Annotated in this window: 25 protein-coding genes; 16 read left to right on the forward strand and 9 right to left on the reverse strand. The window is 58.2% G+C overall.

The features are described from left to right. Positions 1 to 254: 254 nt before the first annotated feature. Both AWM69_RS15785 and AWM69_RS15790 read right to left on the reverse strand, forming a co-directional pair. On the reverse strand, positions 255 to 1748 hold the full coding sequence (locus tag AWM69_RS15785) for a CoA-acylating methylmalonate-semialdehyde dehydrogenase (RefSeq protein WP_048382622.1): 1494 nt from the start codon (positions 1746 to 1748) through the stop codon (positions 255 to 257). 80 nt (positions 1749 to 1828) lie between these two features. Further along, positions 1829 to 3178 (reverse strand): aspartate aminotransferase family protein, encoded by a 1350-nt coding sequence (locus AWM69_RS15790; protein WP_048382623.1) that lies wholly within the window; start codon positions 3176 to 3178, stop codon positions 1829 to 1831. Between the two features lie 123 nt (positions 3179 to 3301). Between AWM69_RS15790 and AWM69_RS15795 the strand changes: the two genes are divergently transcribed. The 3 genes from AWM69_RS15795 to AWM69_RS15805 are packed head-to-tail and all read left to right on the forward strand — an operon-like array spanning position 3302 to position 5544. After that, a complete protein-coding gene (locus AWM69_RS15795) occupies positions 3302 to 4222 on the forward strand; it encodes a LysR family transcriptional regulator (protein WP_048382624.1) in 921 nt (306 codons plus the stop codon). Positions 4223 to 4279: 57 nt separating this feature from the next. After that, on the forward strand, positions 4280 to 4930 hold the full coding sequence (locus AWM69_RS15800; protein WP_131653530.1) for a TetR/AcrR family transcriptional regulator: 651 nt from the start codon (positions 4280 to 4282) through the stop codon (positions 4928 to 4930). An 11-nt stretch (positions 4931 to 4941) separates the two neighbouring features. Beyond that, entirely contained in the window at positions 4942 to 5544 is a 603-nt protein-coding gene (locus AWM69_RS15805; RefSeq protein ID WP_218727472.1) for a YigZ family protein, read from the forward strand. 487 nt (positions 5545 to 6031) lie between these two features. Here AWM69_RS15805 and AWM69_RS15810 read toward each other — a convergent pair whose 3' ends face one another. Beyond that, positions 6032 to 7117: a calcium:proton antiporter gene (locus tag AWM69_RS15810; protein WP_218727473.1), complete on the reverse strand. Its 1086-nt coding sequence runs from the start codon at positions 7115 to 7117 to the stop codon at positions 6032 to 6034. 223 nt (positions 7118 to 7340) lie between these two features. Between AWM69_RS15810 and AWM69_RS15815 the strand changes: the two genes are divergently transcribed. Next, positions 7341 to 8294 carry an adenosine deaminase gene (locus AWM69_RS15815; protein WP_218727475.1) on the forward strand — a complete coding sequence of 318 codons (954 nt, stop codon included), beginning with the start codon at positions 7341 to 7343 and terminating at the stop codon, positions 8292 to 8294. A 123-nt stretch (positions 8295 to 8417) separates the two neighbouring features. Here AWM69_RS15815 and AWM69_RS15820 read toward each other — a convergent pair whose 3' ends face one another. Further along, entirely contained in the window at positions 8418 to 9329 is a 912-nt protein-coding gene (locus AWM69_RS15820) for a LysR family transcriptional regulator (RefSeq protein WP_048382630.1), read from the reverse strand. A gap of 124 nt (positions 9330 to 9453) precedes the next feature. Between AWM69_RS15820 and AWM69_RS15825 the strand changes: the two genes are divergently transcribed. Both AWM69_RS15825 and AWM69_RS15830 read left to right on the forward strand, forming a co-directional pair. Then, positions 9454 to 10467, forward strand: coding sequence for a zinc-binding alcohol dehydrogenase family protein (locus AWM69_RS15825; RefSeq protein WP_218727476.1), 1014 nt, complete (start codon positions 9454 to 9456; stop codon positions 10465 to 10467). Positions 10468 to 10604: 137 nt separating this feature from the next. Beyond that, positions 10605 to 10775, forward strand: coding sequence for a hypothetical protein (locus AWM69_RS15830; RefSeq protein ID WP_218727477.1), 171 nt, complete (start codon positions 10605 to 10607; stop codon positions 10773 to 10775). On the opposite strand, the gene AWM69_RS15835 is transcribed toward AWM69_RS15830, so the two are convergent. Together AWM69_RS15835 and AWM69_RS15840 are read right to left on the reverse strand one after the other, a co-directional pair. Beyond that, positions 10776 to 11972, reverse strand: coding sequence for a multidrug effflux MFS transporter (locus tag AWM69_RS15835; RefSeq protein WP_131653533.1), 1197 nt, complete (start codon positions 11970 to 11972; stop codon positions 10776 to 10778). Positions 11973 to 12104: 132 nt separating this feature from the next. Further along, positions 12105 to 12305 carry a heavy-metal-associated domain-containing protein gene (locus AWM69_RS15840; protein WP_131653534.1) on the reverse strand — a complete coding sequence of 67 codons (201 nt, stop codon included), beginning with the start codon at positions 12303 to 12305 and terminating at the stop codon, positions 12105 to 12107. 147 nt (positions 12306 to 12452) lie between these two features. Here AWM69_RS15840 and AWM69_RS15845 point away from each other — a divergent pair, with 147 nt between their 5' ends. The 3 genes from AWM69_RS15845 (at position 12453) to cueR (ending at position 15728) form a co-directional block, all read left to right on the forward strand. Then, positions 12453 to 12833 (forward strand): hypothetical protein, encoded by a 381-nt coding sequence (locus AWM69_RS15845; protein WP_218727478.1) that lies wholly within the window; start codon positions 12453 to 12455, stop codon positions 12831 to 12833. A 92-nt stretch (positions 12834 to 12925) separates the two neighbouring features. Continuing rightward, positions 12926 to 15313, forward strand: coding sequence for a heavy metal translocating P-type ATPase (locus AWM69_RS15850; RefSeq protein ID WP_218727654.1), 2388 nt, complete (start codon positions 12926 to 12928; stop codon positions 15311 to 15313). Between the two features lie 13 nt (positions 15314 to 15326). After that, positions 15327 to 15728, forward strand: a complete 402-nt coding sequence (cueR, locus tag AWM69_RS15855; RefSeq protein ID WP_048382635.1) for a Cu(I)-responsive transcriptional regulator — start codon at positions 15327 to 15329, stop codon at positions 15726 to 15728. A 97-nt stretch (positions 15729 to 15825) separates the two neighbouring features. Here the strand turns inward: cueR and AWM69_RS15860 are convergent, their stop codons facing one another. Beyond that, positions 15826 to 16719: a PA4780 family RIO1-like protein kinase gene (locus tag AWM69_RS15860; RefSeq protein ID WP_218727479.1), complete on the reverse strand. Its 894-nt coding sequence runs from the start codon at positions 16717 to 16719 to the stop codon at positions 15826 to 15828. 207 nt (positions 16720 to 16926) lie between these two features. Next, positions 16927 to 17721: a helix-turn-helix transcriptional regulator gene (locus AWM69_RS15865; protein ID WP_218727480.1), complete on the reverse strand. Its 795-nt coding sequence runs from the start codon at positions 17719 to 17721 to the stop codon at positions 16927 to 16929. Between the two features lie 82 nt (positions 17722 to 17803). On the opposite strand from AWM69_RS15865, the gene AWM69_RS15870 reads away from it, so the two are divergent. Then, positions 17804 to 18832, forward strand: a complete 1029-nt coding sequence (locus AWM69_RS15870; protein ID WP_218727481.1) for a bile acid:sodium symporter family protein — start codon at positions 17804 to 17806, stop codon at positions 18830 to 18832. Positions 18833 to 19124: 292 nt separating this feature from the next. Here the strand turns inward: AWM69_RS15870 and AWM69_RS15875 are convergent, their stop codons facing one another. Continuing rightward, a complete protein-coding gene (locus AWM69_RS15875) occupies positions 19125 to 20399 on the reverse strand; it encodes an acetyl-CoA C-acetyltransferase (RefSeq protein ID WP_131653540.1) in 1275 nt (424 codons plus the stop codon). Between the two features lie 122 nt (positions 20400 to 20521). Between AWM69_RS15875 and AWM69_RS15880 the strand changes: the two genes are divergently transcribed. The 6 genes from AWM69_RS15880 (at position 20522) to AWM69_RS15905 (ending at position 25257) form a co-directional block, all read left to right on the forward strand. After that, a complete protein-coding gene (locus AWM69_RS15880; protein ID WP_218727482.1) occupies positions 20522 to 21874 on the forward strand; it encodes a 3-oxoacyl-ACP reductase in 1353 nt (450 codons plus the stop codon). A gap of 2 nt (positions 21875 to 21876) precedes the next feature. Then, positions 21877 to 22731, forward strand: a complete 855-nt coding sequence (locus AWM69_RS15885) for a MaoC/PaaZ C-terminal domain-containing protein (protein WP_218727483.1) — start codon at positions 21877 to 21879, stop codon at positions 22729 to 22731. A gap of 240 nt (positions 22732 to 22971) precedes the next feature. Next, positions 22972 to 23277 carry a nucleotide pyrophosphohydrolase gene (locus AWM69_RS15890; RefSeq protein WP_048382642.1) on the forward strand — a complete coding sequence of 102 codons (306 nt, stop codon included), beginning with the start codon at positions 22972 to 22974 and terminating at the stop codon, positions 23275 to 23277. Next, on the forward strand, positions 23274 to 24023 hold the full coding sequence (locus AWM69_RS15895; protein WP_218727484.1) for a methyltransferase domain-containing protein: 750 nt from the start codon (positions 23274 to 23276) through the stop codon (positions 24021 to 24023). The genes AWM69_RS15890 and AWM69_RS15895 overlap by 4 nt, the downstream gene beginning before the upstream one ends. Positions 24024 to 24046: 23 nt before the next feature. Then, positions 24047 to 24673: a DUF4136 domain-containing protein gene (locus AWM69_RS15900; RefSeq protein ID WP_218727485.1), complete on the forward strand. Its 627-nt coding sequence runs from the start codon at positions 24047 to 24049 to the stop codon at positions 24671 to 24673. Positions 24674 to 24699: 26 nt separating this feature from the next. After that, positions 24700 to 25257: a DUF4136 domain-containing protein gene (locus AWM69_RS15905; protein WP_131653544.1), complete on the forward strand. Its 558-nt coding sequence runs from the start codon at positions 24700 to 24702 to the stop codon at positions 25255 to 25257. The last annotated feature ends 130 nt before the right edge of the window (positions 25258 to 25387 follow it).

Consider the following 25387-nt stretch of genomic DNA (forward strand, 5'->3'; position numbering starts at 1 on the left):
GCGTTACACGCTGCTGTCAACACCTCATTTCCTGCTTCGATGACTTGAAGCTGACACTGCCGAAAACCAATCCAACTCATTGAAACTCAAGGAGTTTTCCGTTTCGACTGCGCCGGAAGTGGGGCGAATTATAGGCCGCTGGATTTTCAGGTCAAGCACTCATTTCATATTTCTGTCATATCGCCTTAAAAGCCCCCAAAAGCAGAGGCCAGCCTGGCGGCTGGCCTCTCTTCTTCTATATAGCAGTACTGCGATTACAGGCTCGGGAAGGCAAACTGCGAAGCTTCATGGCTTGCGCGCTGCGGCCAGCGCTGGGTAATCGCCTTGCGGCGCGTGTAAAAGCGCACACCATCCGGCCCATAGGCATGCAGATCACCAAACAACGAGCGCTTCCACCCGCCAAAGCTGTGATAAGCCACAGGAACTGGCAACGGAACGTTAACCCCGACCATCCCCACTTCAATCTCATCGCAGAACAGACGTGCCGCTTCGCCATCACGGGTAAAGATACAAGTACCGTTGCCGTATTCATGATCGTTGATCAGCTGCATCGCCGCTTCCAGGCTATTCACCCGGACAATGCACAACACCGGACCAAAGATCTCTTCTTTATAGATGCGCATCTCAGGTGTCACGCGGTCGAACAGGCACCCCCCCAGGAAGAAGCCCTCTTCATGATCCTTGATACTCAGGCCACGACCGTCAACCACCAGTTCGGCACCCGCTGCCACGCCGTCTTCGACATAGCCGCTAACCTTGTCACGTGCCTGTCCGGTAACCAAAGGGCCCATGTCCAGCCCGCAAGTCGTGCCTGCGCCAATTTTCAGTGCCTTGATTTGCGGGACCAGCTTGGCCACCAGCGCATCTGCCACCTGGTCGCCGACGCAAACGGCCACCGAAATCGCCATGCAACGCTCGCCGCATGAACCGTAAGCCGCTCCCATCAATGCACTGACTGCATTATCAAGATCAGCATCCGGCATCAGTACCGCATGGTTTTTCGCTCCGCCCAGTGCCTGAACGCGTTTTCCGCGCTTGGTGCCTTCGGCGTAGATGTACTCGGCAATAGGCGTGGACCCGACAAAGCTCAGTGCTTTTACTTCTGGCGCTTCGATCAACGCATCCACGGCAGACTTGTCACCGTGCACCACGTTCATCACACCTTTGGGCAAACCGGCTTCCTGCAACAGCTGAGCGATCAGCAGGGTCGAGCTCGGATCACGTTCCGATGGTTTAAGGATGAAACAGTTGCCGCAAACAATGGCCAGCGGGTACATCCACAGCGGAACCATTGCCGGGAAGTTGAAAGGCGTAATACCCGCGACCACACCCAATGGCTGAAAGTCTGACCATGCGTCAATATTCGGGCCTACGTTGCGACTGTATTCACCCTTCAGGATTTCAGGAGCGGAGCAAGCGTACTCGACGTTCTCAATCCCGCGCTTCAATTCACCTGCAGCGTCTTCAAGTGTCTTGCCATGCTCTTCACTGATTAACTGCGCAATCCGTGCCTCGTTCTGCTCCAGCAATTGCTTGAAACGGAACATCACCTGGGCACGTTTGGCCGCAGGTGTGTTGCGCCAGGCAGGAAAAGCCGCCTTGGCTGCATCAATAGCTTTTTGAATCGTCTCGCGACTGGCCAACGGAACCTGATGAATCACTTTACCGGTCGAAGGGTTATACACATCAGCGGTACGGACAGAATCGCTCAGCATTTCGCCGTTGATCAAATGTTGAATCGTGCTCATTGGGACTCCAAAAAGTTATACACAGGCGCGAAACTGTCACGCCTGTCAAAATTCAAAAATGTCTCTTCTATATAGAAGGATCAGTCGATCTGATTAAGCGCTTCGCCGACAGCATCGAACAAACGATCCAGATCTTGCGGCTTGCTGTTGAAGGTTGGCCCAAACTGCAGGGTGTCTCCGCCAAAGCGTACGTAGAAGCCAGCCTTCCAGAGCTTCATCGCAGCATCGAACGGACGCACAATTGCATCGCCGTCCCGCGGTGCGATCTGAATCGCGCCGGCCAGCCCATAGTTACGGATATCGATGATGTTTTTCACACCCTTCAGACCGTGCAGCGCATTCTCAAAATGCGGTGCAACTTCAGCCACGCTCTGAACCAGGTTTTCTTTTTGCAGCAGATCAAGCGCGGCTAGACCTGCAGCACACGCCACCGGATGCGCCGAATAGGTGTAGCCATGCGGGAATTCAACCGCGTACTCAGGCGTCGGCTGATTCATGAACGTCTGATAGATTTCGCTGGTTGCAATGACAGCGCCCATTGGAATGGCACCGTTAGTGACTTGCTTGGCAATACACATCAAGTCAGGTGTCACGCCAAAACTGTCAGCACCAAACATTGCACCCGTACGGCCAAACCCGGTGATCACTTCATCGAATACCAGCAGGATATTGTGCTGGTCACATATTTCGCGCAGTCGTTTCAGATAACCCTGAGGGGGGACCAGTACCCCTGCCGAGCCGGCCATGGGTTCCACAAAAACCGCCGCGATATTCGACGCATCGTGCAGTTCGATCAGTTTGAGCAGCTCATCGGCCAAGGCAATTCCGCCCTGCTCCGGCATACCGCGTGAGAACGCGTTGCTCGCCAGCAGCGTATGCGGCAAATGATCCACATCCATCATCGCCTGGCCAAACATCTTACGGTTACCGTTCACACCGCCCAGGCTGGTACCCGCAATGTTCACACCGTGATAACCGCGGGCACGACCAATCATCTTGGTTTTGCTCGATTGACCTTTCAACCGCCAATAAGCACGCACCATCTTCACTGCGGTGTCAGCACATTCCGAACCCGAGTCAGTAAAGAACACGTGATTGAGATTGCCCGGTGTCAGTGCAGTAATTTTCTCTGCCAACTGGAATGACAGCGGATGTCCGTACTGGAACGCCGGCGAGTAATCGAGTGTGCCCAATTGCTTGGCAACGGCTTCCTGAATTTCCTTGCGAGTATGCCCTGCACCACAGGTCCACAGACCTGAGAGCGAGTCGTAAATCTGCCGACCCTTATCGTCCGTCAGATAACTACCCTTGGCACCCACGATAAAACGCGGGTCACGATGGAAGTTACGGTTGGCGGTGTAAGGCATCCAGTGAGCATCCAGTTTGAGCTGGCTGGTCACGGTAACTTCGGCGTTCTCGGGCATGTTCATCAGCAAAACCTCGCAAAGCAGAAAGCGGCACGGGATTGAAAGCGTTCTTGCACCTAAATTGCCACGGCTATAAAGTCGATGAAACACAACTCTTCTAACCTTTAGTTGGGCACCTACTAAACTATGAGCAGCCGTCGTCCCGATGCACTGGCCCAGGTCAGCGACTTTGATATCCGGTTGCTGCGTATTTTTCGCAGCGTGGTGGAGTGCGGCGGTTTTTCTGCGGCAGAGACCGTGCTGGGGATTGGACGCTCGGCAATCAGCCAGCAAATGAGCGATCTTGAACAGCGTTTGGGGTTACGCCTGTGTCAACGCGGCAGAGCGGGGTTTTCTCTGACAGAGGAAGGTCGCGAGGTGTATCAATCATCTCTGCAATTACTTGGCGCGCTGGAGAGTTTTCGTACTGAAGTAAACGGTCTGCACCAACATTTGCGTGGCGAGCTGACCATCGGCCTGACCGATAACCTCGTCACCCTACCCCACATGCGAATCACCCATGCACTGGCACAACTCAAAGAACGCGGGCCAGACGTACGCATCCACATTCGAATGATCCCGCCCAGCGAAGTCGAGCAAGGCGTGCTCGATGGGCGCCTGCATGTCGGTGTCGTGCCGCAAGCCACTGCACTGTCAGGGCTGGAGTATCAACCGTTGTACAGCGAGCGTTCGCAGCTTTATTGCGCCGTGGGTCATCCGTTGTTTTATGTCGATGACCGGCAACTCGAAGATCAGCGCCTCAATGAACAGGATGCCATTGCACCGACCTTTCGCCTGCCCGCCGAGATTCAAGCGCATTATCAGGCACTCAATTGCACCGCCAGCGCCTCGGACCGCGAAGGTATGGCGTTTCTGATTCTGACCGGACGCTATATCGGCTATCTTCCCGATCACTACGCAAGCTTTTGGGTGCAGCAAGGCCGCCTTCGGGCTCTCAAAGCCACCACACGTTTCTATGATTTGAGCCTGGCTTCAGTCACGCGAAAGGGCCGCCGCCCACATCTGGTGCTGGAAAGTTTCCTTGAGAGCCTGGAAGCGACACGTTAACGTGAAAATTCGTGTCGTCGCACCGATTACTCCCACACAGCATGCTCTGGAAGACCTATGACCTTTGAAGTCCCCGCCCACGACGGCAAACCTGCCGGACGTATTCGTCAAAAAAACGAAGAGGCCATTCTCAAGGCCGCCGAGGATGAGTTTGCCCGTCATGGTTTCAAAGGCACCAGCATGAACGCCATCGCCCTCAAGGCCGGCCTGCCCAAAGCCAACCTGCATTACTACTTCTCCAACAAGTTGGGGCTTTATATTGCGGTGTTGAGCAACATTCTCGAGTTGTGGGACAGCACCTTCAATACACTGCGCGCCGAAGACGATCCGGCCCGGGCCTTGAGCAGCTACATCCGGGCCAAGATGGAGTTCTCACGCCAGCACCCCGAGGCATCGCGTGTATTTGCGATGGAAATCATCAGTGGCGGTGTATGTCTGACCGAGTACTTCACTCAAGACTACCGCGCCTGGTTCCAAAGTCGCGCAGCAGTGTTTCAGGCCTGGATCGATGCCGGCAAGATGGACCCGGTCGATCCGGTGCATCTGATCTTCCTCTTGTGGGGCAGTACCCAGCATTACGCCGACTTTGCGACACAGATCTGCCGCGTAACCGGGCGCTCACGCTTGACCAAGCAAGACATGCACGTTGCCAGCGACAACCTGATTCGCATCATCCTCAAAGGCTGCGGCCTGACGCCTCCTGTCTAAGCGGAACTGATATGCCTTCTACCCTCACGGGTCTTTGCGAATACCGCGAAGAAATCCGCAAAAGCCGCTTTATCACCCTCGCGGCGCCGATCAGCAACGCCCGGCAAGCCCAGGAGTTCATAGAACAACACAGCGACCATAACGCCTCACACAACTGCTGGGCCTGGAAGCTCGGGGATCAATATCGCAGCAGTGATGACGGAGAACCGGGGGGCACCGCCGGGCGCCCGATACTCTCAGCCATTGAAGCGCAAGACTGTGATCAGGTGGTCGTGCTGGTCATCCGCTGGTATGGCGGTATTCAACTGGGGACGGGCGGACTGGCACGCGCTTATGGCGGCGGAGCCAACAAGTGCCTGCAAAACGCCGAGAAGCTGCCGCTGTTCAGACGTGTGGAACTGAGTTGCGCCTGCGACTTCAACGAGCTGGCCCTGGTAAAACTGCGGTTGGCCGAACTGAACGGAATACTGATCGACGAGACGTTCACGGCAAACGGGGTTGAACTGCAGCTGGCTCTGGCCGAAGAGCACATAGCGCCTCTGCAACAGCAACTGTCAGGTCTCAGTCGCGGCAGAATTCTGCTGCACAGATCCCCCGTGGATCCCCCTGAGTAAAACGGCTATATCGCTGCAGTACAATTGCCCACAGTCACTGTGCACCCGGCTGTGGATAACCTGAGCACACCCGGCTGCAGCCCTTATTGCACGGGCATTTCGGGGATTTGTACGTTTTTCAACCAACTTTCAGCAATTTGAAAATTTTTATAATAAAAACAGGCGGTTAGAATCTGTTATCGCGGTTAGAACACAGTAGCCAAGTACTTATAGCCGTGCATTCAAGTTGCGCACAGTAACTGTGGAACAACCTGTGGATAACCCGTGCAAACTCCTCCCGGATCCAATCCCTATAACGCCCGCTTATTTTTGTATGTTTTTTAACCGATTTGCCCGTATACCATCCATTTCTGACGACACTCAAAAACAAGCCCTACTTGAATATCATCAAATGACTACATCTTGAGACCTTGCTTCGCCGGGATGGTCGAGGGGACTACAACACCCGGGCGATCCCCTGGCAGTCGCGATACAAGGTCCCTACGTCTTACAACCCCAGAAACGACAACATGATGAACGTCGCAAACAATACAAAATGGGTCATGCCTTCAATCGCATTGGTTTGACCATCGTTCAGGTTGATTGCGCTCACCACCAGGGTGATCAGGACCATCACCGTTTGTACCGGCGTCATGGCCATCTGGAACGGTTGGCCGGTATACAGGGCCATCGCCTCCATGGCCGGCACGGTCAGAATCACCGTCGACAATGAGGCACCCAGGGCAACGTTAACCACCGATTGCATGCGATTGGCCAGCGCCGCACGCAAGGCCGTCAGGATTTCCGGCGCCGCCGAAATGGTCGCCACCACGATAGCGGTGATGACCGGGGGTGCCCCCGTGCCTTCCAGGCCAAGATCCAGAGTCTTGGACATCACCTCCGCCAGCGCACCGATCACAATGACCCCAAGCACCAACATACCGATTGAAAACTGCAGATTGCCCTGTGGCTCTTCTGCCGTGCGCTTGTGGGCTTTTTTCTCAGGGTAGCTGTAACTGAAGAAGTAGCTGTGCGGCCCCACCTGCATGCGCAAGAACAAGGTATAGAGCACCACCATTGCGCCAATGGTGAAGGCTGAATAGATTTTCCAGTCAGCCTTGGGGATAAATTCAGGCACCACCATCGAGACAGCCATCGCGGTCAGAATCATCACGCTGTAGGTACGGGCCGAATCGTCGTTGTAAGACTGCTCGCCGTGCTTGATGCCTCCCATCAGGGCCGCCAAGCCAAGGATGCCGTTGATATCGAGCATCACCGCCGAATAGATGGTGTCACGCACCAGCGTGGGAGAGGCTTCGTTATTCATCATGATCGCCAGGATCACGACTTCGACCAATACCGCTGAAAGCGTAAGGATCATCGTCCCGTATGGATCACCGAATCTTTCTGCCAGCAGCTCCGCATGATGCGCCACGCGCATCGAGGCACAAACAATCGCGGCAATCAGCACAAAGCCTGCCACCAACGCCGTGACCTGACCGCTATGCAGCAACCAGTGCTCCAGCGGGAATGCCAGGCAGGCCATGACAATCGCCAGCAGCAGGAGTTTTTCGTCTTTGATTAAAGTCAGCATTGAGAGCCTTTTGTCGGAGTAGCCATTTACGTCGCCGGCTACAGACACCTGCAACCCGCTAACGTTTCGTTACACCTTAGTTCAGCTATCAGCGTTTTGATCATCACTTGACTGGCAAGTACAGCCTGGGCTGCGACAAATGGCAGGGGCATTTTTACAAGCTGTAGTGCTTCGCGCCTGTAGAATGTCGTCATCTGTACCTGCTTTGATGAGAAAAAACGTTATGTATGACTGGCTGAACGCCCTGCCAAAAGCTGAACTGCACATGCACCTTGAAGGTTCTCTGGAACCCGAGCTGCTGTTCGCGCTGGCTGAGCGCAACAAAATCGCATTGCCCTGGAACGACGTTGAAGCCTTGCGCAAGGCGTATGCCTTCAACAACCTGCAAGAGTTCCTCGACCTCTACTACAAGGGCGCAGACGTACTGCGCACCTCTCAGGATTTCTACGACCTGACGTGGGCGTATCTGCTGCGCTGCAAAGAACAGAACGTTATTCACACCGAACCCTTCTTCGACCCGCAAACCCACACTGACCGTGGAGTTCCGTTTGAAGTCGTGCTCAATGGCATCGCCAGCGCACTCAAGGACGGTGAACAGCAATTGGGTATCACCAGCGGTCTGATCCTCAGCTTCCTGCGCCATTTGAGCGAAGAAGAAGCCGAAAAAACCCTCGATCAGGCACTGCCGTTTCGCGAAGCTTTTGTCGCCGTCGGGCTGGACAGTTCAGAAATGGGCCACCCGCCGAGCAAGTTCCAACGGGTGTTCGACCGTGCGCGCCATGAAGGCTTTCTGACCGTCGCCCATGCCGGCGAAGAAGGTCCACCGGAATACATCTGGGAAGCCATCGACTTGTTGAAAATCCAGCGCATCGACCATGGTGTGCGGGCGATTGAAGACGAGCGCTTGATGCAACGCATCATCGACGAGCAAATCCCGTTGACCGTATGCCCGCTCTCCAACACCAAGCTGTGTGTGTTTGATCACATGTCACAACACAATATTCTCGACATGCTGGAACGCGGCGTAAAAGTCACCGTGAACTCGGATGACCCGGCCTATTTCGGTGGCTACATGACCGAGAACTTCCACGCGCTGTACACCGATCTGGGCATGACCCAGGACCAGGCCAAACGCCTGGCGCAAAACAGCCTGGACGCACGCCTGGTCAAGCCGTAACACGTCCGCCGGCAGGACGGGCCTGTCTCGCGAAGGCACCCACGCGGTTGGCATCCCGGACCGCGTTGCCTGAATCACGAGGCAAGCCCCGCTCCTGCCGCGGGTTTTACGACGTTCCTGCGGCTACGGATTGCGGGAACGGCTTAAAATCCCGCACTGCTCACTGAGCATGTCCCGCAATAACCTCACCGGTTTACTCAATTGTGCTCGATGGCCACAGAGCATGTTCAACGGCGCCCGTTCACACGTCAGCTCGGGCAGCAAGACCTTGAGCCTTCCGGCCTGTACATCCCCCGCAACATCCAGCCAGGATTTATAAGCGATCCCCGCGCCAGCCACTGCCCACAAACGCACCACATCGGCATCATCACTGAAGCGATCGCCGCTCACTGTCAGCCCGAGCTCACGCTTGCCGTCATGGAACTGCCAATAGTCGTGTACCCGCGTACCCAACATGTACAGCAAGCAATTATGTTGCAGCAGTTGTTCAAGCTGCTGCGGCTCACCCTTGTGCGCCAGATACGCAGGTGACGCACAGAGCACCCGACGGTTGTCAGGGGCTACTGGCAGTGCCACCAGGCTGGAGTCTTCCGGCTCGCCATAGCGCAAGGCGATATCTACTGGCTGACGAAAGAGATCGGCTATGCGGTCGCCCAACAACAACCGTACGGTGAGTTGCGGATGCTCACGCTGAAACTGATCCAGCCACGGCAACAGCAAATTGCGGCCGAAGTCCGAGGGCGCCGAAAGCTGTAACACACCACTGACCTGATCTTGCCCACGGGCCAGCAAGCGCCGCCCTTCATCAAGGCTGCTCAATGCCGTCCGCGCGTACTCAAGAAATCCTTCGCCTTCAGCTGTAAGGCGCAAGCTGCGAGTTGAGCGCGCCAGCAACCGTGCGCCCAGTTGCGCTTCAATTCGCTTGAGGGCCGCGCTTGCCACGGCCGGGGACATGTCCATCACCCGTGCCGCAGCCGACAGGCTGCCCAAGTCAGCGGCGCGAACAAACAATTGCAGATCATCAAAGCGCAACATGGGGAATTTACCCGGGCATTATCAAAATAATATTGAAAGAGACTGCAGTATTAGCGGGTTTTATCATTCTGTGAAATAGCGAATCATCGCCCAACTGTCTCCCCCTTCGCAGGACGTCCTTCCCATGAAAGCTGTCGCATACTTCCATTCTTTGCCGATTCAAGATCCGCAGGCACTGCAAGACATCGAATTGCCCGAGCCGGTTGCCGGACCACGGGACTTGCTGGTGGACGTCAAGGCCATTTCCGTCAACCCGGTGGACACCAAAGTCCGACAGAACGTACAGCCGGATGCTGGCACAGCCAAAGTACTGGGCTGGGATGTCGCCGGTGTGGTCAAGGCCGTAGGCAGTGAGGTCAGCCTGTTCAAGGTTGGCGACAAGGTGTTTTACGCCGGCTCAATCGCTCGCGCCGGGGCCAACAGTGAACGCCACGTGGTTGATGAGCGCATCGTCGGGCACATGCCAAAAAGCCTCGATTTCGCACACGCCGCGGCATTGCCACTCACGGCAATCACCGCCTGGGAACTGCTGTTCGAGCGTCTCGGGATCAAGCAGGGTGATACTGACGAGCAACAGAGCCTGTTAATCGTCGGCGCGGCAGGCGGCGTCGGTTCGATCCTGACCCAACTGGCCAGTCAACTGACGGCACTCAAGGTGATTGGCAGCGCATCCCGCCCTGAAACCCAGGCCTGGGTGCGCGAGCTGGGTGCCGACGTGGTTGTCGATCACAGCCAACCCTTGAGTGAAGCCCTCAAAAGCCTGGGCATCGACGCTGTGACTCATGTCGCCAGCCTGACCCAAACCGACCAGCATCTGGATCAGCTGGTTGACGCCCTCGCCCCGCAAGGCAAGCTCGCGCTGATCGACGACCCGAAGGCGCTCGACATTACCAAACTCAAGCGCAAGAGCCTGTCGCTGCATTGGGAGTTCATGTACACCCGCTCGTTGTTCGAAACTGCGGACATGATCGAGCAACATCATCTACTCAATCGTGTTGCGGAGCTGGTTGACGCTGGGACTTTGCGCACCACGCTGGGCGAACACTTCGGCACCATCAACGCAAGCAACCTGCGCCGCGCCCATGCGCTGCTGGAAAGCGGCAAATCCAAGGGCAAGATTGTGCTGGAAGGCTTCTGAGCGAACCCGCACAGGCGCTGTAAAGGCCTCGGGATAACCGTCAGTCAGAGACTTGCTGTCCGTCATCCGCCAGTGCGGGCGACGGCAGCATGTTCAGGCATACACTGGCCTCCTTCGCCAACCTGAGGAGGCCCGTTATGAAAATCCTGATTAAAGCGTTAGCAAGATCCCGTGACTGCCAATGGCAGGTTCAAATCGACCGGCAAGCGGTCAACTTTCGCAACGAGTCCGAAGCCCGTGCCTTTGTGGACAAATTGCAAGCGCGGATACAAGCCCCGCACCGCCTTCCCGAGCAGCTGGCAGTCTGATCAGACCGATGTTTGAGTGGCGATCCGTGCTGCATAGAGCCGACGGGTCGCCATCGCTGCACCCACTGCAAGTATCCCGCACAAGGTGATGACCATCCCTACCGGCATCGCACTGCCGTCATGCAAGACCCCCACCATCCACGCGGCTGTCGCCGCCGCGCTGAACTGCAAACAGCCAAGCATCGCCGATGCACTGCCCGCCCGTGCGCCCTGGCCGCTCATGGCACAGGCCGATGCGTTGGGGATGATGCAACCCAGGCTGGCAATACAGATAAACAGTGGAATCAGCAGCGGCCATAACTGCTCGGTGTGCAACGAGCTCACCCCCAGCAACGTCAGCCCCGCCGCCAGATAGACCCAGATCATGCGCGACAGTAAAAAGGCCGGCCCGCGCTTGGCCAGCAATCGGGCGTTGACCTGGGCCACCAGGATAAACCCGGCGGCGTTAGTACCGAACAGCCAGCCGTAGTGCTCGGCCGGGACACCATAGAGTTTGATAAAGACGAAAGGCGAACCGGCAATGTAGGCAAACATACCGGCCATAGCGATTCCGCCGGTCATGGCATGTCCCAGGAACTCACCGTCTTTAAGCAGTCGACCGTACTGACGCAAGGCACCCGACAGCGGCTGGCGCGGTACATTGGCCGGCAGGCTTTCGGGCAACCCAAGCGCCACAGCCAATGCTGCCATTGCGCTAAACGCCGTCAGCACGATGAAAATCGCCTGCCAGCCATACAGGTTGACCAACAAGCCGCCGAGCATTGGCGCCAAAATCGGGGCCAGCCCCATCACCAGCATCAACTGCGAAAAAACTTTGGCCGAGCCAACGGCATCGCACTTGTCGCTGACAATCGCCCGTGAAATTACCATTCCCGCGCAACCGCCCAACGCTTGCACAAAGCGTGCACCGATCAGCCATTCCAGGCTCGGGGCAAAAGCACACGCCAAAGACGCCACGGTGAACAGGCTGACACCCACCAGCAGTGGCACGCGTCGACCAAACCTGTCGGCAATCGGGCCGTAGATCAGTTGACCAATGGACAGCCCCAGAAAATACACGGCCAGGGTCAGCTGGATATGGGTTTCGTCAGTCGCAAAGGCCGTCGCCATTGCCGGAAAGCCCGGCAAATAGAAATCGATGGCCAAGGGGCCGAAAGCACTCAAGGCGCCAAGAATCAGAATTGCTCTAAAGTTCATCAGTTATCCAAATCGAGCTGCGTTCAATGCAGCCCGATAGTCTAGCTGTGGATAAGCACCTTGAACATTAAGATAGCGAGCTAGCTAATAAATGCTCCCGGCTCGCCACACACCCCGATTTACGCCCGTCACTCAGTGCGCAGTCCGCGCATCAAACCCGGCATTGGTGATTGCATCGATGATTTGCAACGACGGCAACGTGCTTTCCACCTTGACTGTTTTGGTCGCCAGGTCCACTTCAACCCGGGCGTTTTTATCCGCTTGCTGCACGGCACGGGTGACTGATCCGGCGCAGCCGCCGCAGGTCATACCTTCAACTGTGAATACTTGCATGGTCATGCCTCCTTGGTTTGAGATGCGGTCAGCTTTCACCTTGCCATCGTGGCAAGGTCAAGCCCGTTGTTACGACAGTGCACTGGCAATCCATCCACCGCTCGGCCAAGCTGCAAGGCCAACTATCGAAACACAGGAGAGGGTCCCATGCGCTGGACCGCCTTGAGCCTGATCAGCCTTTTGGGTCTTGCCAGTTTGCCGCTGTGGGCACATGCCGAACAGGATTACGGCGTTCTGATCATCTCCCGCGAGCGCCTTGAAGTGCCCACACACTGTGAAATTGGCGTGTACATAGATGACCTGCTGGCCGGGCGTTTGTTTCAAGAACAAGCCCTGTCTTTTAATTTACCCGCCGCCAGCGTCGACATTCGTCTCAAGCTATTGCCCGGACAAGCGGCTGGATGCCAGCCCGGCATGCTGGTGCCGCCCGCGCAGCAGTTCACTTTAAAAGCCGGTGATGTGCGCAAGTACCGTATCGCCCTTGGCAAAAGCGGCATGTACCTCAAACCGGCCGCGCTGGGCTACTGAATCCGGGGAGCTAACGTAGCGGGCAGCAAGAAGCCTTGACCTTGCCATAGGGTCAAGGTCGATTCTATGGATAGATAACTTCTTGAGGAGGTCTGCTTGTGTCCACCCCATTCGATTTGCCCATTTCGGGCATGACATGTGCCAGCTGCGCTGGACGTGTGGAGAAAGCCTTGGCCAAAGTGCCGGGCGTTACGTCGGTCAGCGTTAACCTGGCCACTGAGCACGCTCGTGTGGCAGCCAATGGCGATAGCCTGCCCTTGCTGATCGAGGCCGTGGAACATGCGGGTTACCAGGTACCCCGTCACACCCTTGAGCTGGCTATCAGCGGGATGACCTGTGCGTCTTGCGCGGGACGGGTGGAAAAGGCCCTGGGCAAGGTGCCGGGAGTTGAACGTGTGAGCGTCAACCTTGCCAGCGAACGCGCCCACATTGAATACCTCGGACAGCTCGATCCGGGCGTGCTGATAAAGGCGGTCAGCCAGGCGGGATATGCGGCAAGCCTGCCGCAAAACCCAAAAGCCGCCGAGGACGATCAGCAAAAACGCTTGCACCGCGAACGGTGGGCACTGGTTCTGGCGATTGTTCTGGCGTTGCCGCTGGTGCTGCCGATGCTGCTCGAACCATTCGGCCTGCACTGGATGCTGCCCCCATGGGCCCAGTTTGTGCTGGCCACGCCTGTACAGTTCATTTTGGGGGCACGGTTTTACGTCGCCGCCTGGAAAGCCGTCAAAGCCGGCGCCGGCAACATGGACTTGCTGGTGGCTCTCGGCACCAGCGCCGGGTATGGCTTGAGCCTGTACGAATGGGCCATCGCTGCCCCCGGGAGTGTTCCGCACTTGTATTTCGAAGCCTCGGCGGTGGTTATCGCGCTGGTACTGCTGGGCAAATACCTCGAGAGTCGCGCCAAACGCCAGACCGCCAGTGCCATTCGAGCCCTTGAAGCACTGCGCCCCGAACGTGCGCTGCGGGTGGTCGATGGTCAGGAACAAGATGTCGCCATCAGCGACCTGAGCCTCAACGACCTGGTGCTGGTCAAACCCGGTGAACGCTTCCCGGTGGATGGCGAGGTGGTCGAAGGCCAAAGCCATGCCGACGAAGCGCTGATCAGTGGCGAAAGCCTGCCCGTGCCGAAACAGCCTGGGGATAAAGTCACCGGGGGCGCGATCAACGGTGAAGGTCGCCTGGTGATCAAAACGCTGGCGCTGGGTACCGAAACCGTACTGGCACGCATCATCCGTCTGGTCGAGGACGCCCAGGCCGCTAAAGCCCCGATCCAGAAGCTGGTGGATAAAGTCAGCCAGGTTTTTGTCCCGGTGGTGCTGCTGATCGCCCTCGCGACCTTGCTCGGCTGGTGGTTTTATGGCGCGCCCATCGAAACCGCACTGATTAACGCCGTGGCGGTGCTGGTCATCGCATGTCCCTGTGCACTGGGGTTGGCCACACCGACCGCAATCATGGCCGGCACCGGCGTGGCGGCCCGCTACGGCATTTTGATCAAAGATGCCGAAGCCCTCGAACGCGCCCATGAAGTCAGCGCCGTGGTGTTTGATAAAACTGGCACCCTGACCTCCGGCACCCCGCAGATTGCCCACTTCAGCGCACTTGAAGGTGACGAAACCCGCGTGTTGCAAGCCGCCGGTGCACTGCAACGAGGCAGTGAACACCCGCTCGCCAAAGCCGTACTGGATGCGTGCGCCGCCCGCGGCCTGGAGGTACCGGATGTCACCGACAGCCAATCGCTCACCGGCCGCGGAATTGCCGGGACCTTGCAAGGTCGTCGCCTGGCGCTGGGCAATCGTCGCCTGCTGGAAGAAACCGGCCTCACCCCGGGAGCGCTTGCCGAGTCTGCGGCCGCCTGGGAAGCGGAAGGCCGCACGCTGTCGTGGTTGATTGAGCAAGGCCCTCAGCCGCATGTCCTGGGACTGTTTGCCTTTGGCGACACACTTAAAAGCGGCGCGTTGTCTGCCATTCAGCAACTCACGGCACGCCATATCAGCAGCCACTTGCTGACCGGCGACAATCGGGGCAGTGCCCGGGTCGTGGCCCAGGCCTTGGGGATTGAAGATGTACACGCCGAGGTATTGCCCGCCGACAAGGCTGCGACCGTGGCCGAATTGAAAAAAACCGGCGTGGTGGCCATGGTCGGCGACGGCATCAACGACGCCCCGGCTCTGGCAGCGGCAGACATTGGTATCGCCATGGGCGGTGGCACCGACGTTGCCATGCATGCCGCGGGAATCACCCTGATGCGTGGCGATCCACGCCTGGTACCCGCCGCGCTGGAGATCAGCCGTAAGACCTATGCCAAAATCCGTCAGAACCTGTTCTGGGCTTTTATCTATAACGTCATCGGCATCCCGCTGGCCGCCTTCGGCTTTTTGAACCCGGTGCTTGCGGGTGCAGCCATGGCCTTTTCCAGCGTCAGCGTCGTCAGCAACGCTTTGTTGCTGAAGCTGTGGAAACCCAAGGACCTTGAGTGAGGAAGCACCTGCCATGAACATCGGCCAAGCCGCCAGACACAGTGGGCTGAGCGCCAAGATGATTCGTTATTACGAATCCATCGGCCTGCTGAAAGCGGCGAATCGTAGCGACAGCGGCTATCGCCTTTACAGCGATGATGACCTTCATACGCTGGCGTTTATCAAACGCTCACGGGACTTGGGGTTCTCACTCGAAGAAGTCGGCAAGTTGCTGACCCTCTGGCAAGACCGCCAGCGTGCCAGCGGCGATGTAAAGGCCTTGGCTCGCCAGCATATCGAGCAGTTGAATCAAAAAATCCGCGAACTCAGCGGCCTGCGCGACACCCTCCAGGAACTGGTTGAAAGCTGCCAGGGCGACCACCGCCCTGACTGCCCGATCCTCAAGGACCTGGAATCGGGGAGCTGCTGCAAGTGATTGCCCCCCAGGCACAAAGCCCTTCGATCTGCGGGTGAGGGCTTTGAATCACAGCCATAAAAAAATCCGGCCTGGGCCGGATTTTTTATTCATCGAATCACTGCATCCACGGTGGAGGCGGCTCTTCGGTTTTGCTCGGAGGGGCATCATCGGCAGCCCGCACCGCCTGACGGAAGGCTTCGTCCAGACGCGCCGCTTCAATTTCGCGCATCACACCGCCGACATCCGCCAACTCGTCCGGCTCGTCAAACTCGCCGGTCAACACGCTACCCGGGTGCAACGTAGCCGCTTCGTAAAGCGCCCACATTTCCTTGGCATAGCGGGTGCTCTTGAGCTCCGGTGCAAAGCGTCCGAAGTAGGCCGCCATGTTGCCCACATCACGCTCAAGCATGCTGAACGCATGGTTGTTACCTGCAGCATCAACCGCTTGTGGCAGGTCGATAATCACCGGACCGGTCGGCGTCAGCAGCACGTTGAACTCGGACAAGTCACCATGAACCAGTCCGGTACACAGCATCAATACGATCTGCTGAATCAGAAACGCGTGGTACTCACGGGCCTGATCCGACTCCAGCACCACGTCATTCAGACGCGGAGCGGCATCGCCGTACTCGTCCGCCACCAGCTCCATCAACAGCACGCCTTCGAGGAAGTCGAACGGTTTTGGAACCCGGACACCGGCACCCGCCAAACGGAACAGCGCAGCCACTTCGGCGTTCTGCCAGGCATCCTCGGTTTCTTTACGACCGAACTTCGAGCCCTTGGCCATCGCTCGGGCCTGACGGCTGTTGCGTACCTTGCGGCCTTCCTGATACTCGGCGGCCTGGCGAAAACTTCGTTTGTTAGCCTCCTTGTAAACCTTGGCACACCGCAGCTCATTGCCACAGCGGACTACGTACACAGCTGCTTCTTTACCACTCATGAGTGGGCGCAGCACCTCGTCGATCAGACCGTCCTCGATCAGGGGTTCTAAGCGTTTTGGAGTCTTCATCAGCTTTTATTGTGGGTCCTTTATTACCAAACACGCGAATGTCACTCGTTATACGGCAATCCTCTCACCACGGGGAGAGGGCGACCGTTTTAAGAGTCGCTTGTACGCACTCCTTGTGCCGATAAATCCGGAAAGCCGCCTCCTGCGCCAACCGTTTGAATGATAGACGAGGCCCACCGTTAGAGCATCGACTTATCAACCCGGCGGTTAACCCTGACAGAACAACTCCCCCGGCGTAAACCCGAACATTTTTTTGAAGGCGGCAATAAAAGCCGACGTCGAATCATAACCGCATGACAACGCAGCGCTGGTCACGCTGGCGCCCTCTTCCAGCACCCGAAGCGACGACAGCAACCGCATGCGCTGACGCCAACTGCGAAAGCTCAAGCCCGTTTCACGGGTAAAGAGTCGCATCAGGGTTTTCTCCGATGTGCCCAGGCGCCCGGCCCACAAGCCCAGAGTCACCTCGGCATCCGGACAGGCGATCAACTCATTGCACAACGCCAATAATCGCGCATGACGCGGCAAAGGCAGCGAGAACCCGACCTCATCCAGACAGGCAAGCTGGTCGAGCAAGACCTGCACCAGTCGCTGTTCCGGGCTGCCGCCTTCGGGATATTCCACGGGCAAGGCACAAAAGCGCTTGATCAATTCACGGGCCAGCGGCGTGACTTCGAGCACCCGGCAATGGCCCGGCGCCCAGGGGCAATCTTCCCGGCGCACGTACAAACTGCGCATTTCAGCCCGCATCGAGGTGATGACTTCATGCTCCAGGCCGGCGGGAATCCAGATCCCCCACTGCGGTGGCGCAAAGAAGCTGCCCTCGTCGGTGTGCACACCCAACACACCGCTGATCGCGTACGAAAACTGCACCCAATCATGTTGATGCCGTGGCGTCCACGAGCCCGCGCCCAGGCTCTCGGCCCGTGCATACAACGGCCGAGGCAAGGCATTCAGTACCGGAATGGCCCGCTCCAGCCCATATTGTCCGTTTGGCGGCATTACTTGGCCTTGTGTCGCAAGACGTCTCAAAAAGCTGACGTTAGGCTAAGTCACCAATTCTTACAATATCCCGGTGCCTGTGATGCCTGTACTCAAACACCTCAAGCGACTGTTCACCGACTGGTTCCTGTGTGGCATGTTGCTGGCGACATTTCTGGCCTATGTGTTCCCGACATTCGGTAGCACAGGGGGCGCCATGCACGCAGAGTGGGTGATCAATATCGGGGTATTCCTGGTGTTTTTCCTGCACGGGGTGAACCTGTCCAGCGAGCAGATCAGTCATGGTTTGAAAAACATCCGTCTGCATCTCATGGTGCAAGGCTTCACCTTCGTGGTGTTTCCGCTGATATGGGTCATGGCTGACAAACTGCTCGGCGCTCAACTGCCGCCACTGCTGATGCTGGGATTCTTCTACCTGTGTGCCCTGCCCTCAACGATCTCGTCTTCAGTCGCACTGACCGGCAGTGCAGGCGGTAACGTGCCCGCTGCGATTCTTAACGCCAGCTTGTCCAGCGTACTGGGGATATTCCTGACGCCGTTGCTGGTCAGTTTCGTCGTCGGCAGCGGCACCGGTGGCATCGACCTGGGTTCAACCCTGCTCGACCTGTGCGCCATGCTGTTATTGCCACTGGTTCTTGGCCAACTGGCACGGCCGCTGTTGGGACGCTTCTTTGCCAGGCACAAGCGCTACACCGGCATCGCCGACAAGTTGGTGATTTTGTTGCTGGTGTATGCCGCATTCTGTAATTCGATGCTCTCGGGCATGTGGCAGCAACAAGGTTCCTCGGTGATTTTTAGCGCATTGGCAGGCAGCGTATTATTGCTGGCAGTCATTTTGTGGATGACCACCCGGGCCGCCCGCGCCTTGAAGTTCAGCACGGCTGACGAGATTGCCGCTGTGTTCTGCGCCAGCAAAAAATCGCTGGCCGCCGGCGCGCCGATGGCGGCACTGATCTTTGGTGCTCACCCCGGCCTGGGGCTGATTCTGCTGCCGATCATGATCTACCACCCGCTGCAACTGATCGTGTGCTCGGTCATGGCAGAAAACTATGCCAACCGTCATCGACAGAACGTCGCGGCACAAAGCACAGTGGTCATGCCCACTCGCTGACCACAAACCGTGACGGCCTTCGGCTCACACCATCCTGTAGCAGCGGACGAGTAGAACGAGGCCGCGTCCGGCTGCGTTACGACTGCTGCGCAGCCGAACGTAGCCTCGCTGCGCTCGTCAACGGCTACAAAAGCGTTTCTACGACTGCTCTACAGTGGCCGTGCCCACCACAAACCGGGACGACCTTCGGCTCACACCATCCTGTAGCCGCGGACGAGTAGAACGAGGCCGCGTCCGGCTGCGCAGCAGCCGTAAACCCGGCCCCTCACATTTACGACTGCTGCGCTGCCTGTTAACGCTCAACGATGACCGTAATGCCCTGCCCGCCCGCCGCGCAGATCGAGATCAACCCTCGCCCCTGCCCGGCGGTAGCGAGCAACTTGGACATATTGGTCAGAATCCGTCCCCCCGTCGCAGCAAAGGGATGACCGATGGCCAGCGAGCTGCCTTTGACATTCAGTTTGCTGCGGTCAATCGCGCCCAGCGGCGCATCCAGGCCCAACCTGCTTCTGCAGTAATCCGCGTCTTCCCATGCCTTGAGGGTGCAGAGCACCTGCGCCGCAAATGCTTCATGAATCTCGTAGTAGTCAAAGTCCTGCAACGTCAGGCCATTGCGCGCTAGAAGCCGCGGGACCGCATATACCGGGGCCATCAGCAAACCTTCAGCACCGTGTACGAAATCCACTGCAGCCGTTTCGCCATCGCGCAGGTAAGCCAACACAGGCAGCCCACGTTCTTTGGCCCAGGCCTCGCTGCCCAATAACACCACGGACGCGCCATCCGTCAGCGGCGTGGAGTTGCCCGCTGTCAGTGTGCCTTTGGCGCTGCGCTCAAATACCGGCTTAAGGGCGGCCAGTTTCTCCAGCGTCAGGTCGACCCGCAGATTGTTGTCGCGGCTCAGGCCCAGGAACGGCGTGATCAAATCATCTTCCCAGCCCGCGTGATAAGCCGCCGTCAACGCCTGATGACTGTGCAAGGCCAATGCATCCTGCTCGTCGCGGGGTATGTTCCAGGTTTGCGCCATCAACTCGCAGTGCTGGCCCATCGATAACCCGGTACGTGGCTCGCCATTACGCGGAAACTCGGGCTTCAGAAACTGCGGGCGCAACTGCAACAGCGATTTCAGTTTGTCCAGGGGCGCCTTGGTGCGATTGAACTGCAACAACCATTTGCGCAACCCGTCATTCAGGCCAATGGGCGCATCGGAAGTGGTGTCGACCCCGCCCGCGATGCCGCATTCGATCTGTCCCAAGGCGATTTTATTGGCCACCAGCAACGCGGCCTCAAGTCCGGTGCCACAGGCTTGCTGCACGTCATAGGCCGGGGTTTGCGGCGACAGCCGCGAGCCCAGCACGCATTCCCGGGTCAGACTGAAATCCCGTGAATCCTTGAGCACAGCCCCGGCCACCACCTCCCCCATGCGTAACCCATGCAGGTTATAGCGCTCGATCAGACCTTCCAGCGCGGCCGTCAGCATTGCCTGATTACTGGCAGTCGCATACCGCCCGTTAGAGCGGGCAAACGGAATTCGATTACCGCCAATAATTGCCACACGGCGCAGACTCATACGATTCACCCTATTCTCTTACCGCCATTAATCGTTACAAGCGTAGGTCTTATCGCTGAAAACGAACGACTATCACTTGTTTGTGGTCAACCCTTTGAACCCCATCTGTCGGAGAGTGTTCCATGTCAGACCGTTATATCGACTTTGCCAACTCCTCCATCGGCCAGCGTCTGGTCGGCGCGTTGGGGCTGCCGTCACCGGTACGACTGGAGCGCTGGCAAGCCGGACGTCTGCGTCCGGTCGAAGGCCCGTTGCTGATTGGCGGAGGCGAACTGGCCGGGCAGGTCAATCGCTTTGCCAGCAAACTCACGGATGCGGTGTTCAGCTACGGCCCTGGATCCTTCAACGCGACGTCCTGGATTCCAGGCCAGGGACCAAAACTCAAAGCAGTGGTATTCGATGCCAGTGCACTGTTACACACCGATCAACTCAAGCAGTTGCGCGAGTTTTTCCAGCCTCTGCTGCGCAGCCTTGAACGGAACGCGCACCTGGTAGTTTTAGGCCGCCCCCCGGAAACCTTGAGTGATCCCTTCGCAGCCAGTACTCAACGCGCCCTCGAAGGTTTCAGCCGTTCACTGGCCAAGGAACTGCGCAACGGCAGCACCTTGCAGCTGCTGTACGTCGGCGAAGGCGCCGAAGACCAGCTGGAAGGCGCGCTGCGCTTCTTCCTCTCGCCTAAAAGTGCTTACGTCAGCGGCCAGGTGCTGCGCCTCAATGCCTGCGCCTCGCAGGTACAGGACTGGTCCCGACCGCTGGCCGGGCGCAAGGCACTGGTCACCGGTGCCGCCCGCGGAATCGGCGCCTCGATTGCCGAGACGCTGGTCCGCGATGGTGCCCATGTGACCCTGCTGGATGTGCCCGCGGCCAGGAATGATCTTGAAGCCCTCGCCGCACGCCTGGACGGGCGTTTTATCACGCTGGATATTTGTGCTGAAAACGCGCCGGCACAGTTGATCGAACAATTGCCGGACGGTCTCGACATTCTGGTCCACAACGCCGGCATCACCCGTGACAAAACCCTGGCCAACATGACACCCGAATTCTGGGATGCGGTGCTGGCGGTCAACCTCAATGCCCCCCAGGTCCTGACCAAAGCCCTGCTCGACAGCGGCACCCTGCGCGATGATGCCCGGGTCATCCTGCTGGCCTCTATCAGTGGCATTGCCGGCAACCGTGGTCAGACCAACTATGCCGCCAGCAAAGCCGGTTTGATCGGCCTGGCTCAGGCCTGGGCACCCTTGCTGGGCGAACGCGGTATCAGTATCAATGCCGTGGCGCCAGGGTTTATCGAAACCCAAATGACCGCGCACATTCCGTTTGCCCTGCGTGAAGCCGGACGCCGGATGAGCTCTCTGGGTCAGGGCGGCCTGCCGCAAGATGTGGCGGAAGCCGTGGCCTGGCTCGGCCAGCCGGGGTCAGGCGCGATCAGCGGGCAAGCGCTGCGGGTGTGTGGCCAAAGCATTCTGGGGGCCTGAGCATGAGCATAAGATGGCTTGATCTCGACACGCCGCCGCATTTGCCCGCGCTGTATGCCCACGCCGCGGCCCGACGCAAAATCACCGGTAGCACGTTGCCTGAGCAAGGCGTGCGCTGCTGGGTGGCCGTCGATCCCAAACCCCTGGCGGCGTTTCGTAAGCTGTGCGGTTTAACACCCAGTCCGCTGTTGCCTCCCACCTACCCACACCTGTTGGCGTTCGGACTGCAAATGCAATTGCTGACTGCCAAGGACTTCCCCTTCCCGCTGCTCGGTTTGATTCATCTCAACAACCGGATTCAACTCATACGGCCAATGGGGGGTGTGACCGAACTGCATATCGGCGTGTATGCCCGCAACCTGCAAAAACACCCCAAGGGCGCGACCTTTGAGGTGGTGACCGAAGTCAGCGACAGGATCGGTCCGCTGTGGGCGGCTGAAAGTACGTTGTTGTGCAAAGGCGTTGAGTTACCGGGAGAAACGCTTGAGCAACCGACCGCCGCAACGCTTGCGCTGACAGAGCTGACGCGCTGGTACGTCCCCTCCGGCATTGGCCGCCAGTACGCCAAGGTGTCGGGCGATTACAACCCGATCCACCTGAGCGCAGCCAGTGCCAAGCTGTTTGGCCTGCCCAGTGCCATTGCCCACGGCCTGTGGATAAAAGCCCGAGCCCTGGCGGCCCTTGATTCACATCTACCGGCGGACAATCTCGACATTTGTGTCTCGTTCAAAAAACCGGTGCGCTTGCCCAGCGAAGTCATTCTACTGGCCAGCGACCCGGGCTCCCGTGGTGACTTCCAGCTCAACGGACAGGGTGATCTGGTGCATCTGACCGGTCAGTGGCGCCCGCTTGGCTAAGTGATCAAGGCTACAGAGCCCGACTGCTGGCAATCCGTAGCAGCGGTCGAGTAGAACGAGGCGCGTCCGGCTGCGCAGCAGTCGCAGAGCCCGGTATGTGCGCACCGCAGTGTTCGGGAGCAAAAAACGCACATCGTTTCATTCTGCTCGAGCGCTGCTACAGGCCGCAGCCAATGCCTTTCACTTGCGTCAGCTGGCGTTCCGCCGCAAGCTTTGCGTCTTCTGGAGAGCACACCCGCGATGAACCTCGACGAACTGACCCAACGCATGCATCGCATCCGCGATAACAATGACTGGAAGCAATTCCACAGCCCGAAAAACCTGGCCATGGCCGCCAGTGTCGAAATGGCCGAGCTGGTAGAGATCTTTCAGTGGCTGAGCGAAGACCAATCACGTCAATTGCCCGCTGACAAACTGGCTCACGCCGGACAGGAAGTGGGCGATATCGTGCTTTACCTGGTGTTGCTGTGCGGCGAGCTGGGGCTGGACATGAACGAAGTGGTGCGCAGTAAACTGGCCGACAATGAAAGGCGTTTCAATCAATGAGTGACCGTCACTTCGATCAATTGGCCACCCGCTTCGCCGAGAAAATCTACGGCGGCGCCAAGGGCGCCATTCGCCTGGCCGTGCTTCAGGCCGACCTCAAGGAGGAACTGCCATCCCGTCCATTGCGGGTTCTGGATATCGGTGCCGGGCTGGGGCATATGTCGTTGTGGCTGGCCGAGCAAGGGCACGATGTGACCCTGGCCGAACCGGCCGCCCCCATGCTTGAAGGCGCGCGTCAGCGGTTTGCCGAAGCCGGCCAGACCGGCACGTTTATTCAGGCGCCCTGGCAAGAGTTGCTGGGCCAGCTCACCGAACCTTACGACCTGGTGCTGTGTCACGCGGTCCTGGAGTGGCTGGCCGAGCCCCACGCGATCTTGCCGGTGCTGCATCAACTGACCGCCAAAGACGGCTGGTTATCGCTGGCGTTTTATAACCGCGACGCGTTGATCTACCGCAATCTGCTCAAAGGCCACTTCCGCAAGATGCGCAAGAACGACATGGCCGGCGAAAAACAGAGCCTGACTCCGCAACAGCCCCTCGATCCACGTGAGCTGGCCACTGCACTTGAGGGGCTGTGGCAAGTCGAAAGCCAGAGTGGCGTGCGGGTTTTTCACGATTACATGCCCGTGGAGTTCCAGGCCCGCGCCGAGCTGCAGGCGCTGGTAGAAATGGAACTTGCCCACCGCCGTCATCCTGCTTTTGCCGGGCTGGGTCGCTATCTGCATTGGGTATGCCGCCCGGTTTGATCACTTGGCGAGGGGGAAACATCATGTATCGCCGTGCTGCCTTACTCGTTTTAAGCTTAGGTTTGGGAGCGTGTCAAAGCCCCAACCCCTACACCGCCACGTCCCTGCCCATGCCGCCGGCCCCGGCTCAAGCCGCCCACACCCTGGACTTGAGCGCCTACCCCGCGCCGCCCAGAGATTACGGGCGCTACCAGAGCTGGGGCTGGCTCAATGGTCGCCCGCCGGTAGGCACGGCCTGGGCCGATTCGGCGCAAATCGCTGAAGCCGTGAGCAATGCCCTGGATCAGCGCGGCTTGCGTCCGGCGCTAGTCGGCCGGCCGGCAGATCTGTGGGTTCGCGCCGATTTGCACACCGAAAAACGTCTGCGCCAGGTGCAGGACGACTATGGTTATGGGGGTGGATACGGCGGGATGTATGGTGACCCGTATGGGCGTTATGGCAACCAGTTCGGCATGTATCAGCGCGTTCCGGTCGTGCGCACCTATGAAGTTGAAGTGATGGTGGTACGGCTCAATCTGTATGACGGCAAAACCGGGCAGCCCGTCTGGAGCTCCAGCGCCGAAACCAGCAGCCGGGGCAGCCTGAGCGAACGCAGTGATGCGTTGCGCGAGTCGTTGAACAAGGCTGTGCAAGCTTATCCTCCCCAATAAAGCGCTGTTGAAGCGGAGAATTCATCATGTTACGTCGCCTCTTGTTATTGGGTATGGCCCTGTTGTTGAGCGCTTGCGAAACCACGCAGGTGAATCACGATTTTGATGCCAGCCGCGACTTTGCCAGCTACCGCAGTTGGTCCTGGAAAGAACCCGGCCTGCAATACCGCCCCAACGACCCGCGCATCAAAAGCGACCTGACCGAACAACGCATTCGTCAGGCCGTGGCCGAGCAACTGGATCAACGCGGGTTGCGTCAGGCTGCAGCCGGCAGCAAAGCCGACCTGCAGGTGCAGACCTACCTGATCGTCGACAATCGCCAGCAGCAAGTCAGTACCCAGTATGGTGGGCCGTGGGGCGGCCCTTGGGGTGGCTACTGGGGCCCTGCGATGTATAACGAAACCCGCAGCGTTGACTATCAGGTCGGCACCCTGCAAATCGATTTGCTCGATGCCCGAGATGGCAAACTGGTGTGGCGAGGCAGCGCTGAACAAATCGTCAACCCGCGCCCGACGCCCGCCGAACGTAATGCAGCGATTCATAACGCGGCCAGTAAAATTCTGAGTAACTACCCCCCCAAGTAAAGGTCACTCACGGGGCAACACACACTCACTTATGGCTGCCTGTAACTCATAACGTATTAATACTTTCGTGAGTCCATTAGTGTTTAAACCGTGTTTTCGAGCGTGGGCCAAAAAGTTCTGATCAATGGCT

This window comes from Pseudomonas sp. D1HM, from assembly GCF_019266105.1.
GTDB lineage: Bacteria > Pseudomonadota > Gammaproteobacteria > Pseudomonadales > Pseudomonadaceae > Aquipseudomonas > Aquipseudomonas taetrolens.

What these genes read in the sequence shown, in the direction of transcription:
- AWM69_RS15785 (WP_048382622.1), bottom strand. Translation starts at nt 1,748, where the DNA reads ATGAGCACGATTCAACATTTGATCAACGGCGAAATGCTGAGCGATTCT.
- AWM69_RS15790 (WP_048382623.1), bottom strand. Translation starts at nt 3,178, where the DNA reads ATGAACATGCCCGAGAACGCCGAAGTTACCGTGACCAGCCAGCTCAAA.
- AWM69_RS15795 (WP_048382624.1), top strand. Translation starts at nt 3,302, where the DNA reads ATGAGCAGCCGTCGTCCCGATGCACTGGCCCAGGTCAGCGACTTTGAT.
- AWM69_RS15800 (WP_131653530.1), top strand. Translation starts at nt 4,280, where the DNA reads ATGACCTTTGAAGTCCCCGCCCACGACGGCAAACCTGCCGGACGTATT.
- AWM69_RS15805 (WP_218727472.1), top strand. Translation starts at nt 4,942, where the DNA reads ATGCCTTCTACCCTCACGGGTCTTTGCGAATACCGCGAAGAAATCCGC.
- AWM69_RS15810 (WP_218727473.1), bottom strand. Translation starts at nt 7,117, where the DNA reads ATGCTGACTTTAATCAAAGACGAAAAACTCCTGCTGCTGGCGATTGTC.
- AWM69_RS15815 (WP_218727475.1), top strand. Translation starts at nt 7,341, where the DNA reads ATGTATGACTGGCTGAACGCCCTGCCAAAAGCTGAACTGCACATGCAC.
- AWM69_RS15820 (WP_048382630.1), bottom strand. Translation starts at nt 9,329, where the DNA reads ATGTTGCGCTTTGATGATCTGCAATTGTTTGTTCGCGCCGCTGACTTG.
- AWM69_RS15825 (WP_218727476.1), top strand. Translation starts at nt 9,454, where the DNA reads ATGAAAGCTGTCGCATACTTCCATTCTTTGCCGATTCAAGATCCGCAG.
- AWM69_RS15830 (WP_218727477.1), top strand. Translation starts at nt 10,605, where the DNA reads ATGAAAATCCTGATTAAAGCGTTAGCAAGATCCCGTGACTGCCAATGG.
- AWM69_RS15835 (WP_131653533.1), bottom strand. Translation starts at nt 11,972, where the DNA reads ATGAACTTTAGAGCAATTCTGATTCTTGGCGCCTTGAGTGCTTTCGGC.
- AWM69_RS15840 (WP_131653534.1), bottom strand. Translation starts at nt 12,305, where the DNA reads ATGCAAGTATTCACAGTTGAAGGTATGACCTGCGGCGGCTGCGCCGGA.
- AWM69_RS15845 (WP_218727478.1), top strand. Translation starts at nt 12,453, where the DNA reads ATGCGCTGGACCGCCTTGAGCCTGATCAGCCTTTTGGGTCTTGCCAGT.
- cueR (WP_048382635.1), top strand. Translation starts at nt 15,327, where the DNA reads ATGAACATCGGCCAAGCCGCCAGACACAGTGGGCTGAGCGCCAAGATG.
- AWM69_RS15860 (WP_218727479.1), bottom strand. Translation starts at nt 16,719, where the DNA reads ATGAAGACTCCAAAACGCTTAGAACCCCTGATCGAGGACGGTCTGATC.
- AWM69_RS15865 (WP_218727480.1), bottom strand. Translation starts at nt 17,721, where the DNA reads ATGCCGCCAAACGGACAATATGGGCTGGAGCGGGCCATTCCGGTACTG.
- AWM69_RS15870 (WP_218727481.1), top strand. Translation starts at nt 17,804, where the DNA reads ATGCCTGTACTCAAACACCTCAAGCGACTGTTCACCGACTGGTTCCTG.
- AWM69_RS15875 (WP_131653540.1), bottom strand. Translation starts at nt 20,399, where the DNA reads ATGAGTCTGCGCCGTGTGGCAATTATTGGCGGTAATCGAATTCCGTTT.
- AWM69_RS15880 (WP_218727482.1), top strand. Translation starts at nt 20,522, where the DNA reads ATGTCAGACCGTTATATCGACTTTGCCAACTCCTCCATCGGCCAGCGT.
- AWM69_RS15885 (WP_218727483.1), top strand. Translation starts at nt 21,877, where the DNA reads ATGAGCATAAGATGGCTTGATCTCGACACGCCGCCGCATTTGCCCGCG.
- AWM69_RS15890 (WP_048382642.1), top strand. Translation starts at nt 22,972, where the DNA reads ATGAACCTCGACGAACTGACCCAACGCATGCATCGCATCCGCGATAAC.
- AWM69_RS15895 (WP_218727484.1), top strand. Translation starts at nt 23,274, where the DNA reads ATGAGTGACCGTCACTTCGATCAATTGGCCACCCGCTTCGCCGAGAAA.
- AWM69_RS15900 (WP_218727485.1), top strand. Translation starts at nt 24,047, where the DNA reads ATGTATCGCCGTGCTGCCTTACTCGTTTTAAGCTTAGGTTTGGGAGCG.
- AWM69_RS15905 (WP_131653544.1), top strand. Translation starts at nt 24,700, where the DNA reads ATGTTACGTCGCCTCTTGTTATTGGGTATGGCCCTGTTGTTGAGCGCT.